Source organism: Nocardioides sp. Iso805N, from assembly GCF_000364605.1.
In the GTDB taxonomy this organism is placed as follows: domain Bacteria; phylum Actinomycetota; class Actinomycetes; order Propionibacteriales; family Nocardioidaceae; genus Nocardioides.
In genome coordinates, this window is sequence record NZ_KB822575.1 from 1 (window position 1) to 11,525 (window position 11,525).

Annotated in this window: 6 protein-coding genes, 1 rRNA gene and 1 pseudogene; 1 reads left to right on the forward strand and 7 read right to left on the reverse strand. The window is 68.8% G+C overall.

Annotation, left to right across the window (positions count from 1 at the left end):
• From H036_RS0100005 to H036_RS0100035, 7 genes are all read right to left on the reverse strand, one after another.
• A 16S ribosomal RNA gene (locus H036_RS0100005) occupies nucleotides 1-124 on the reverse strand; the annotation flags it as partial.
• Between the two features lie 623 nt (nucleotides 125-747).
• Nucleotides 748-2,277: an acyl-CoA synthetase gene (locus H036_RS0100010; RefSeq protein WP_017932709.1), complete on the reverse strand. Its 1,530-nt coding sequence runs from the start codon at nucleotides 2,275-2,277 to the stop codon at nucleotides 748-750.
• Between the two features lie 115 nt (nucleotides 2,278-2,392).
• A complete protein-coding gene (locus H036_RS0100015) occupies nucleotides 2,393-4,162 on the reverse strand; it encodes an Ig-like domain-containing protein (RefSeq protein ID WP_017932710.1) in 1,770 nt (589 codons plus the stop codon).
• Between the two features lie 239 nt (nucleotides 4,163-4,401).
• Nucleotides 4,402-5,988 (reverse strand): glutamine-hydrolyzing GMP synthase, encoded by a 1,587-nt coding sequence (gene guaA, locus H036_RS0100020; RefSeq protein WP_017932711.1) that lies wholly within the window; start codon nucleotides 5,986-5,988, stop codon nucleotides 4,402-4,404.
• A gap of 43 nt (nucleotides 5,989-6,031) precedes the next feature.
• A complete protein-coding gene (locus tag H036_RS0100025) occupies nucleotides 6,032-7,075 on the reverse strand; it encodes an NAD(P)-dependent alcohol dehydrogenase (RefSeq protein WP_017932712.1) in 1,044 nt (347 codons plus the stop codon).
• A gap of 257 nt (nucleotides 7,076-7,332) precedes the next feature.
• A complete protein-coding gene (locus tag H036_RS0100030) occupies nucleotides 7,333-9,072 on the reverse strand; it encodes a GMC oxidoreductase (RefSeq protein ID WP_442852430.1) in 1,740 nt (579 codons plus the stop codon).
• Entirely contained in the window at nucleotides 9,065-10,681 is a 1,617-nt protein-coding gene (locus H036_RS0100035; RefSeq protein ID WP_017932714.1) for a succinic semialdehyde dehydrogenase, read from the reverse strand. The genes H036_RS0100030 and H036_RS0100035 overlap by 8 nt, the downstream gene beginning before the upstream one ends.
• 494 nt (nucleotides 10,682-11,175) lie before the next feature.
• Between H036_RS0100035 and H036_RS21275 the strand changes: the two are divergent.
• Nucleotides 11,176-11,525, forward strand: a pseudogene (locus H036_RS21275) (HNH endonuclease); the annotation flags it as partial.

Consider the following 11,525-nt stretch of genomic DNA (forward strand, 5'->3'; position numbering starts at 1 on the left):
AGATTACTCACGTGTTACTCACCCGTTCGCCGCTCGAGTACCCCGAAAGGCCTTTCCGCTCGACTTGCATGTGTTAAGCACGCCGCCAGCGTTCGTCCTGAGCCAGGATCAAACTCTCCGTAGAAAAACAAAACCCAACCAACCCAAAGGCCAGCCGGGACAAAGAGATGCCTGAACAAGAGAACCTGACATATTGCCAGAATTCATTGTCAAAACCATCACCCGAAGGTAACGGGGCATAACAAACTAATTCGTCGACTATGACACACTGTTGAGTTCTCAAGAATCACACGCGCACCGTGGATCAACACCCTTGCGAGCATTTCCCCTGCGGGGCTTGCAATATCCTACCCGGCGTTTTGCGCCTGGCAGTACCTTACCGGAGACTTTCGCTTTCCGCAATTTCGCGTTTTGCGCTTTTCGTTTCCGCCGCAGTGATAACCACTTTAGCCGAACCGAACCGCATCCCGCAATTTCGCGATATCCGCTTCACTCTCCACACCCCTATCCCACACCCCAGCACCGGATCTTCAACGCTGCTCCATGAGCACGCGTCTCAACCCGGTGAAGAAGTTGAAGGAGGGTGATCATCCTCAGGCCGGGAGCCCGAACCCTCTCGGGTCTTGCTCCCCGCCGCCCGTGGCGACTCGGAGAACAGTACGCACTTCGGTCGACGTTGCCAAATCGAACGCGCGCCACCCCTGTCCGGCGCTCGTCGGCCCCCGATCGCAGCGGCAGCAGGACCGCTCAGGACGTGGCGGCGTACAGGTCTCGGAGCTTGCCCTTGACCATCTTCCCCGTCGGGGTGCGGGGAAGGTCCTCGCGGAAGTGGATCTCTCGGGGCACCTTGAAGCGCGCAATGCGCTCACGCGCGTACGCCGTGAGTTCATCGGCCAGCGACTGGTCCCCCACCGCCCCCGGCGCCGGCTGGACGACGGCGACGACCCGCTCCCCCATCTCCTCGTCCGGCACCCCGATGACGGCGATGTCGGCGACCGCCGGGTGCAGGGCGAAGAGGTCCTCGATCTCCTGCGGGTAGATGTTGACGCCCCCGCTGATGATCATGAACGCCTGCCGGTCGGTGAGGAAGAGGAAGCCGTCCTCGTCCAGGTAGCCGAGATCGCCGACGGTCGTCCAGTTCGAGTGGGCCGGGTGCTCGGCAGCGTGCGTCTTGGCAGGGTCGTTGTGATAGCTGAAGGTCCGGCCGTCGCGCTCGAAGTAGATCGTGCCGATCTCACCGGCGGAGCACTCCGCCCCGTCCTCGCCGACGATGTGCGGGATACCCAGCAGCGGCTTGCCCACCGAGCCGGGGTGCTGCAGCCACGTCCTCGAGTCGATCATGGTGGAGCCGTTGGACTCGGTGGAGGCGTAGTACTCCTCGATCACGGGCCCGAACCACTCGATCATCCGGCGCTTCACGTCGACCGGACACGGCGCCGCTGCGTGCACGACACAGCGCAGACTGGAGACGTCGTACGCCGCCCGCACCTCCTCGGGCAGCTTGAGCATCCTCACGAACATGGTCGGGACCATCTGGGTGTGCGTCACCCGGTGCTTCTCGATCGCTGCCAGGGCCGCCTCGGCATCGAAGCGCTCCATCATCACCGCGGTGCCCCCAGCGACGTGGATCGAGCCCACGAAGCGCAGCGGTGCGGCGTGGTAGACCGGCGCAGGCGAGAGGTAGACCGTGTCCGCCCCGAAGCCGTAGGCCTGCCCGAACACCGTCGGGTAGAGGTAGCCCGGCTCATCCACCGCGATCTGGGGCAGCGGCCGCTTGATCCCCTTGGGCCGGCCGGTCGTTCCGCTGGAGTACAGCAGGTCGTCACCGTGCGGCTGCTCGGGGAGCGGCTCGTTGCCGGCGGCCGCCAGTGCCGCCTCGTAGTCGGCGTACCCGTCGACGTGGCCGCCGAAGGCGCGTCGCTCGGCGACCTCGACGTCCAGGTCGACGACGGTCTCGGCCAGGGCGGCGGAGACGATGAGCGCCTTCGCGCCGCAGTCGCTGACGATGTAGGACGCCTCGGGCGCCGAGAGGTGGCTGTTGACGGCAGTGATGTAGAGCCCCGAGCGCATCGCCGCCCAGTAGACCTCGTAGGTCTCGAGCCTGTTGTCGCTGATCATCGCGACTCCGTCGCCGACCTCGAGACCGGCCGCGCGCAGGTGCCGCGCGAGCCGGAGGCTGCGGTCGTCGAGCTCGGCGTAGGTGAGCACCCGGCCGGAGCCGGACATGATCAACGCCGGCTTGTCGGGGGTCTGCTGGGCCCAGGTACCCGGGTACATCGGTGATCCTCTCGACGGGCGAGGTCGGCGCGGTCACCTTAGCCCTGCGCTGTGGCGCAGGTCACGATTCCCCCCACCCCTCGGACAGCCTCGTGGGCCGGCTACGCGCCGGCTGTCAGTGACCGCCGCGGCGCACCTTGCTGATCGAGGGCGTCAGTGTCCCGCTCCCCGCGTACGTCGCCACCACACTCCACCGGCCGTGCTTGGGCAACCCGCTGAACCGTACGGTCCGGCTTCCCCCCTCCAGCAGCACCGACTTGGTCTTGTGTCCCCGCCCCGGTTGCTTCAGTGTCACACGCACTCGCCCGGTGACAGGCGTGCCGTGCACGGCGGCGACGTCGACCGCACAGACCAGCCGGGTGCCGTGCCTGGACGCGCGGATGGTCTGCCGTGTGATGGTGGCGTCGCGCAACACCGTCAGCATTGCCGGAGCCGACGAGCTGCGCTCGACGTTGCTGCCCGTGGCCGGTACGAAGGTGGCGAGGACCTGATATCTGCCCGGCCTCAGCATGGGCAGCGTCACCCGGGCTCGGCCGCCGACCAGCGTGGCACTGACACTGCGACCACCCGCCGTGAACGTCACCGAGCCGGTCGGCGTCGCATGCGCGCTCGACACCGTGACGGATGCGGTGACCGGCTCGCCGTACGCCGCAGAGGTCCAGTCGAGCTGAAGCCTCGTGATCGTGGTGGCCACGGCGACGTCCAGCGCCTCAGGGCCGCCGGTACTGCTCTCGTACAGACCGCTGCCCCCATAGCTGGCGGTCACGCTGTGATGACCCATCACCGCCGTGGGCAGCGTGATCGTCGCGGTCCCGGAGGTGAGCGGGATCGTGTCGATCGCCTTAGCGTCCAAGAGGAAGGTGACGCTTCCCGGTGCAAGGGTGTCATCGCTTCCGGTGACGGTCGCCGTGGCGCTGGCCTCATCGCCGACCTCTACCGACGCGGGCGCGACGGTGATGGCGACCGAGGTGCGGATGTCGACCGTGACAGGACTGGGCGTCGACGTGCTGGTCAGATAGGGGCTGGCGCCGTCGGGCAGGTAGACCGCGCTGATCTGGTGGCTGCCGGGCTCGAGCGTCGCGGGTAGGTGCGCGAGGGTCGCGGTGCCGGAGCTGTCGACGGCGACCACGGCACCTACGGCGTCGCCATCTACGTAGAACTGCACGGTGCCGCTGACGGCGGGCCAGCCGGATGCGCTGGCGGTTCGGGTGACGGTCGCGGTCGCTCCAGGAGGGGTGTCGCCGTACGTCCAGGTGCCGGTGACGGTCACCGCCGTGCTGGTGGGCGCGGTGATCCTGAAGGTGTCGACCAGCACGTCCACCGCCGGCGGCTGGCAGCTGATCTGGTAGGTCACCGGCGTGGTCGCGTCGACGTGCAACTGGAAGGACAGGGTGCCGACGACCAGGGAGTAGGTGCCAGGGACGCTCGGCCCCGGGTTCATCGCGTACGGCGCCGGGCTCATCCCGCTGAACGGCACGTTGCCGTCGCCGTCCGGGGCGAGCTGGGAGAGCACGGGGTGTGCCATCACCGGCGTACGACCGGTGGGCGCGATGTAGGTCTCGCTGACGCCGTCGCTCGCACCGTCCGGTGAGAGCTGCGCGGTCCTGAAGCCCGGCAGCGCCTCCATCTTCGCCGCCACGCTCGCCGGCATCGTCAGCGTCATCGAGGTGGTGATGTTCAGCGGATCCTTCACCCCCGAGACGGCCGGTACGTCGCTGTCGAGCACCACCGGGGTGGGCAGGTTCGAGCCCAGTACGTCGTAGCTGCAGGAGTAGGTCAGCCCCGCAGCCGTCGTCGCCGCAGCCGGCGGCCCGGTGACCAGGGACAGCGCCGTGATGACACCGAGCGCGAGAGAGGTGGTGAGGACGAGCAGCCGGCCAGGCACCTGGCCACGCTCGCTAAGGAGCCGAGCAGCGTTCACGAGGTCCTCCCCGGTCGGGCACAGCCCCCGAGTGGGGCCCTTGCACCGACTCTCGGGGTGCGTGCGCCGCGAACAGCGCGTTCAGGCTGTAGTCACCCCAATTTGAGGGAGACGGTCAGGCCCAGCGGCTCACTCCCAGGCAGCGCTGCTCGCTGCTGCTCGCTCGGCTGGCGACCACGAGCAAGCTCGCGTCGCCGCCTCGCTCACTCCCACTCGATGGTGCCCGGCGGCTTGGAGGTCACGTCGATCACGACGCGGTTGACCTCGCGCACCTCGTTGGTGATCCGGGTCGAGATCTTCTCGATCAGCTCGAACGGCAGTCGCGCCCAGTCGGCGGTCATGGCGTCCTCGGAGGTCACCGGCCGCAGCACGATCGGGTGCCCGTAGGTCCGGCCGTCGCCCTGGACGCCGACCGAGCGGACATCGGCGAGCAGCACGACAGGCATCTGCCAGATCTCGCGGTCCAGGCCGGCGGCGGTCAGCTCCTCGCGGGCGACCGCGTCGGCATGCCGCAGGATGTCGAGCCGGTCGCGGGTCACCTCGCCGATGATCCGGATGCCGAGGCCGGGGCCGGGGAACGGCTGGCGCTGCACGATCTCGGTGGGCAGGCCCAGCTGCTCGCCGACCGCGCGGACCTCGTCCTTGAACAGGGTGCGCAGCGGCTCGACCAGCTCGAACTCGAGGTCCTCCGGCAGGCCGCCGACATTGTGGTGCGACTTGATCGTCGACGTACCGGCGCCGCCGCCGCTCTCCACGATGTCGGGGTAGAGCGTGCCCTGCACGAGGAAGCCGACAGTGGTGCCCGCCGGGGCATCGCGGATGATGTCGGCCTGGGCGCCCTCGAAGGAGCGGATGAACTCGCGGCCGATGATCTTGCGCTTGGTCTCCGGCTCGCTCACCCCGGCGAGCGCGTCGAGGAACTGCTTCTCGGCATCGACGACCACCAGCTTGGCGCCGGTCGCTGCCACGAAGTCACGCTCGACCTGCTCCGACTCGCCCTGGCGCATGAGGCCGTGGTCGACGTACACGCAGGTGAGGCGATCGCCGATGGCACGCTGCACGATCGCGGCCGCGACGGCGGAGTCGACACCGCCGGACAGGCCGCAGATGGCCCGGCCGTCCTCGCCGATCTGCTCGCGGATGCGCTCGATCTGCTCCTCGGCGATGTTGCCGATCGTCCAGGTCTGGCGGCAGCCGGCGATGTCCCACAGGAAGTGCTCGAGCACCTTCTGACCGTGCTCGGAGTGCAGCACCTCGGGGTGCCACTGCACGCCGGCGAGGCCCTTGTCCACGTTCTCGAACGCGGCGACGGGCGTCACCGCCGTCGAGGCCAGTACGGCGAAGCCCTCGGGCGCCGCCGTCACGGAGTCGCCGTGCGACATCCAGACGCTGTGCGCCGCCGGGATGTCGGCGAGCAGGGTGCCGCCGGTGGCGACCGTGACCGGCGTGCGGCCGTACTCGCGCGCGCCGGTGGCCGACACCGTGCCGCCCATGCCGCGGGCCATCAGCTGGAATCCGTAGCACATCCCGAAGACAGGGGTCCCGGCCGTGAAGAGGTTCTCGTCGATCGCCGGCGCGCCCTCCTCGTAGACCGAGCTCGGGCCGCCCGACAGGATGATCGCCTTCGGCTTCTTGGCGAGCATGTCCGCGACCGACATCGTGTGGGGCACGATCTCGGAGTAGACCCGGGCCTCACGGACCCGGCGCGCGATCAGCTGCGCGTACTGCGCGCCGAAGTCGACGACCAGGACGAGGTCGTGCTCGGATTCGTGCGAGGAGGCCTGCGTCATGGCCGAATCCTATCGGCGCGCCGACCAGGCGCCGAACCGGCTCTCAGCCGTGTGGAGTCACCACGGCGCGGCCGCTGAGCTCGCCGGCCTCGAGCTTGCGATAGGCCTCCAGCGCATCCTCCATCGCATAGCGTTCGACGTCTGGCACGATCTGCCCGGCGCGATACATCGCCACCACCTCGTGCAGGTCCTCGATGGTGCCCCAGTAGGTGTTGGTGATCGTGGCCTCGTAGGGGTTGGTGAAGAACGACCAGTCGGTGACACCACCGGCGATGCCGACCACCGTCAGCCGCCCACCGATCGCCAGCGAGCCCTGGGCAGCCTTGATGGTGGGCGCCGCACCGACGAAGTCGAAGGCCGCGTCCACACCTCGGCCGCCGGTGATCTCACGGATCCTGGCGACCTGGTCGGGACCGCCCGGTACGGCGACGGCTCCGCGCTCGACGGCGCGTGCCATCGCCTCCTCCTTCATGTCGGTCACGATCACGGTGGCGCCGGTCAGTGCCGTCAGGATCTGGACGGCGATCTGGCCGAGGCCGCCCAGCCCCACCACGAGGGCGAACCGGCCGCCGCCGGCCAGGTTCGGCAGCGAGAGCTTGATCGCGTGGTACGGCGTCAGCCCGGCGTCGCTGAGCGGCGCGGCCAGGACCGGGTCCGTATCGCCGAGCGGGACCAGGTTGCGGGCGGGGACCGCGACGTACTCGGCCATGCCGCCGTTGCGGCCCAGCCCGATCGCCGCATAGGGATTGGTCGCAGCGTTCTCGCAGTAGGTGTCCTGGCCGCGGGAACAGGCCTTGCAGTGACCGCAGCCGATCGGGCCGTAGACCAGGTAGGCATCGCCGGGGGTGAACCCGGTGACACCGGGGCCGACCTCCTCGACCCAGCCGGAGTTCTCGTGGCCGAGGACGAACGGCGGCACTTGCGCGCCGGGCTGGCCCTGCTTGAACTCGCGATAGATAGCGACGTCGGAGTGGCAGGCACCCGCGCCGGCCACCTTCAGCAGGACCTCGCCCGGCCCCGGAACGGGCTTGTCGACCTCGGCGAGCGTCGGGAAGGTCTCGTAGCTCTCGAACAGCACAGCACGCATGGGCGTCTCCTCAGGCGTCGGCGCGACCTACCAGCAACCTAGCCCGACTCCGCGGACCGAACCAGGGCGGAAATGCACCAGGGCCCGGCCGGGGAGGGAGGTTGGCCGGGCCCTGATCGTCCACGCAACTGATGGACAGTGCCTGGACTGCGCAACCCGGAGGATAGGGAGGGAGCAATCCGGGTCTGCCACTCCAACGAGGAGTGAGGGACCCGGTTACGCCCGTTCGAAAAAAATCTGAAAAGAAAAAACGCGCCTCAGCTGATGCCCACGATGGGTAGCCGCAGGGCCGCCGGAGCGGTCGGCGGAACGGCCGGGCGGGCCGGGGAGACCGGCTCCACCCGCTCGTACGCCGCCCCCATCGCCGGCCGCGGGTCGGCCTCGCCCTTGTTGGGCCAGAACGACATCGCCCGCTCCGCCTGGGCGGTGATGGTCAGCGAGGGGTTCACCCCCAGGTTCGCCGAGATCGTGGAGCCGTCGACCACGTGCAGGCCGTCGTACCCGTAGAGCCGCTGGTAGGGGTCGACCACGCCGGTCGCCTCCGAATCGCCGATCGCGCAACCGCCGATGAAGTGCGCGGTCATCGGGATGTCGAAGGGTTCGCCGATGGTGCCGCCGGCGTACCCCTCCCCCGCGTCGTTGGACATCGCCTTGGCCATCAGCCGGGCACCCTCGTTGGCCGCGGGTATCCAGCTCGGGTTGGGCTGGCCGTGACCCTGCTTGGAGGTGAGCTTCCAGCCGAGTGCGGTCTTCTTCGGGGCGACGGTGATGGAGTTGTCGAGCGCCTGCATCACCAGCAGCACGACCATCCGCTCGGACCAGTGCTTGACGTCGTAGAGCCGGGCGATGTTGCGGCGCTGCGTCCACATCTCCTTCAGCCAGCGCTTCTTGCGGTCGGGCCCGCCGTCCGTGAGCACGGTCTGCAGGAAGGACATCGAGTTCGAGCCCTTGCCGTAGCGGACCGGCTCGAAGTGCGTCGTGGCGTCGGGATGGATCGAGGACGTGATCGCCACGCCGCGGGTGTAGTCGACCGACAGGTCGGGAGCGATCGCCCCGAGGATCGCCTCCGAGTTGGTGCGCGTGAGCGTGCCGAGTCGGTCGGAGATGCGCGGCAGGTCGCCAGTCGCCTTGAGCCGGTGCAGCAGCTTCTGGGTGCCGATCGCGGCGGCGCTGAAGATCACCTGGTCCGCGGTGAACACCTTCACGGCGCTACGCCGCGACAGCTTCGCCTTGGTCCAGCGCGCATGCACCTCGTAGCCGCTCCCTTCCGACGCGGCTCGCGGGATCACCCGGGTCACGGTGGTGAGCGGATGGATCTCGGCGCCGTTCTTCTCGGCGAGGTGCAGGTAGTTCTTCACCAAGGTGTTCTTGGCGTTGTGCCGACACCCGACCATGCATTCGCCGCACTCGATGCACGTCGTACGGCGAGGGCCCTCTCCGCCGAAGTAGGGGTCCGCGACCTCGGTGCCGGGCTCGACACCGTCGTCACCGAAGAAGACACCGACGGGCGCCTGGTGGAACGTCTCGGCCACACCCATGTCGGCGGCGACCTTCTGCATGACCTCGTCGGCCGGCGTGATGTGCGGGTTGACCACCACGCCGAGCATCCGCTTGGCCTGGTCGTAGTAGGGCGCCAGCTCGGACTTCCAGTCGGTGATGTGCGCCCAGGACGGGTCCCGGTAGAAAGGGTCGAGCGGCTCGTAGAGCGTGTTGGCGTAGACCAGCGAGCCGCCACCCACGCCGGCGCCGGCCAGGATGATGGCGTCCTTGACCATGTCGATGCGTTGGATGCCGTAGCAGCCCAGCGCCGGGTTGAAGAGGAACTTCTTCAGGTCCCACGAGGTGTCGGCGAAGTCCTGGTCGCGCAGCCGCGCGCCAGCCTCCAGCACGCCGACCGAGTAGCCCTTCTCGGTCAGCCGCAGCGCGCTGACCGAGCCTCCGAAGCCGGAGCCGACGATGAGGACGTCGTAGTGCTTGGCCACCCGTGGCTCAGGCACGACCGAGCGCCTTCAGCGCGCGCAGGGCCAGCGTCATGGTCTTGGCATAGCTCTCGTCCGACATGCCGAACATCGGGCCGAAGCGCAGCAGCCGCTGGGTCGCGACCGACTGGGTCTCGGTGTAGCGCAGCAGCCCCTCAGCGCCCTGCCGGCGGCCCGTGCCGGACTGGCGGAAGCCGCCCATCGGCGCGTCCAGGCTGGCGAAGCTGGCCGCGAACGCCTCGTTGATGTTCACCGTGCCGGACTTGATCCGGGCGGCGATCGTGCGGGCGCGGGCGGTGTCACGGCTGTAGATGGCGGCATTGAGGCCGTACTCGCCATCGTTGGCGCGCTCGATCGCCTCCTCCTCGCTGGTGACCCGGTAGACCGAGACCACCGGACCGAAGGTCTCGGTGCCGAAGCAGGTCATCTCGGGGCTCACGCCCTCGAGGATGGTCGGCTCGTAGAAGAACGGACCGAGGTCGGGCCGCGCCTTGCCGCCAGCGAGCACCCGTGCGCCCTTGGCCACGGCGTCGTCGACGTGCGCGACGGTGGTGTCGAGCTGGTTCTGGCTGATCAGCGAGCCCATGTCGTTCTCCCAGGCCAGCGTGGCGCCGAGCGTCATCGCCTGGGTCCGGGCCACGAACCGCCCCACGAAGCGGTCGTAGATCTCGTCGGCGACGTAGAGCCGCTCGATCGAGACACAGAGCTGGCCGGTGTTGGAGAAGACAGCCCGGGTGGCGCCTTCGGCGGCGCGCTCGATGTCGGCGTCGGCAAGCACCAGCATGGCGTTCTTGCCGCCCAGCTCCAGCGAGCAGCCGATCACGCGCTCGGCACACTGCTTGCCGATCAGCTTGCCGGTCGCGGTCGAGCCGGTGAAGCAGATGTAGTCGGCCCGCTGGATGATGCTGGTGCCCACCTTGTCACCGGGGCCGGCGACAACCGTCCACAGGTCCTTCGGGAAGCCAGCCTGCTCCAGCAGCTCGGCACCGAGCAGAGCAGTGAGCATGGTCTGGGCGTCAGGCTTGGCGACGACCGCGTTGCCAGCGGCGAGGGCGGCCAGGCCGTCGCACAGCGCCATCGTGAACGGGTAGTTCCACGGCGAGATCACGCCGACGACACCCTTGGGGAGGTGGTTGACGTCGATCCGGGTCAGCGCCGGGATGACGCCCGGACGGCGCTCGCTGGCCAGGTGCTTGGCGGTGGTGCGGCCGTAGTAGCGCGCCGTCAGCGCGATGTGCAGCGGCTCATCGAAGGCGTGCTTGCGGGCCTTGCCCGACTCCAGCACGATCAGGTCGAGGATCTCGTCCTGCCGGTCGAGCACCAGGTCGTGCAGCCGCAGCAGCAGCCGCTCGCGCTCGGCCACGGGGGTGCGCACCCACTTCTCCTGTGCGATGCGGGCGCGGCGGAACGCCTCCTCGACGTCGGCATCCGTCGACTGGGGGATGTGGGCCAGTGGCGCACCGTCGAGCGGCGAGAGCACCTCGTGGGTCTCCCCCGAGGTCGCCAGGATCCGGGCGGTCAGGCGGCTGACATAGCCAGGCTCGAGGGCGTACGACGCCGCCGGGTCGTGCTCGGGGTCACGCGGGCCGTCGACGAGAGGCTGACGATCGGAGTTCGAGGCGCTCATGTACCGAGAGTATGTGACGGTCGTCGCGTTGGCTACCGATTGGTAGCGAGAACGTGCGACACGGTGTCGCAGATGGGCTGGCGTCGTCGGTCGAGGGGTCAGTTTCTGCGGGTTGAGGGGTCAGCTTCGGCGGGTTGAGGCGCCCCGGCCGCCGAGCCACGCCCCGGCCGCCGAGCCACGCCCCGTCCGCCGGGCAACGCCCCCCGAGCGACGCCCGCCGAGCGACGCCCGCCGAGCAACGCCCGCCGAGCTTGTCGAGGCGCCCCCGGTGCGCGGGGCGGCCAGAGACAAACGAGAAGCGTGGGCCAGTACCAGCGTGGTCGCGTGTCTTGGGCGGGTTGGGTGCCTTCGTATCGGTTGCGTCGGGCCACCACGCGCGTGATCGGGTACGGCGAGCATTTCACCCGATGCGGTCAGCAAAGAGGGTTGTCTAGGTCAATCTGAGCAGATAAAGTTCGAATACGTGTTCGAAACGATTCTCTCGGGTGGTGACCATGCATCAGATCCAGACAACTCTCGCGACGATCGATGCCGCCCTGAGTGACGCCGTGGACGCGAACCCGATCTTCCTCTCCACCACCGACAAAACCGCTGCGCTGCTCGCACTGACGCGGCTCGAAGCGGGGCTCGCCGAGCTGCGGTTGCGGGTGATGGCCGCCAGCCAGGACGTGGCCGAGGAGATCGGTGCACGGGATGTGGCGTCGTGGCTGGTCGCCCAGGAGGTCGTCGACAGCCGGGCCGCGCACGCTGCGCTCGCCCTGGCGCGTGGGTTGGAAGGGCGGCCGGTGGTACGGGCCGCCTTGGCCGACGGGCGGTTCAGTCTCGAGCATGCCCGGGTCATCCT

What these genes read in the sequence shown, in the direction of transcription:
- H036_RS0100010 (WP_017932709.1), bottom strand. Translation starts at nt 2,277, where the DNA reads ATGTACCCGGGTACCTGGGCCCAGCAGACCCCCGACAAGCCGGCGTTG.
- guaA (WP_017932711.1), bottom strand. Translation starts at nt 5,988, where the DNA reads ATGACGCAGGCCTCCTCGCACGAATCCGAGCACGACCTCGTCCTGGTC.
- H036_RS0100025 (WP_017932712.1), bottom strand. Translation starts at nt 7,075, where the DNA reads ATGCGTGCTGTGCTGTTCGAGAGCTACGAGACCTTCCCGACGCTCGCC.
- H036_RS0100035 (WP_017932714.1), bottom strand. Translation starts at nt 10,681, where the DNA reads ATGAGCGCCTCGAACTCCGATCGTCAGCCTCTCGTCGACGGCCCGCGT.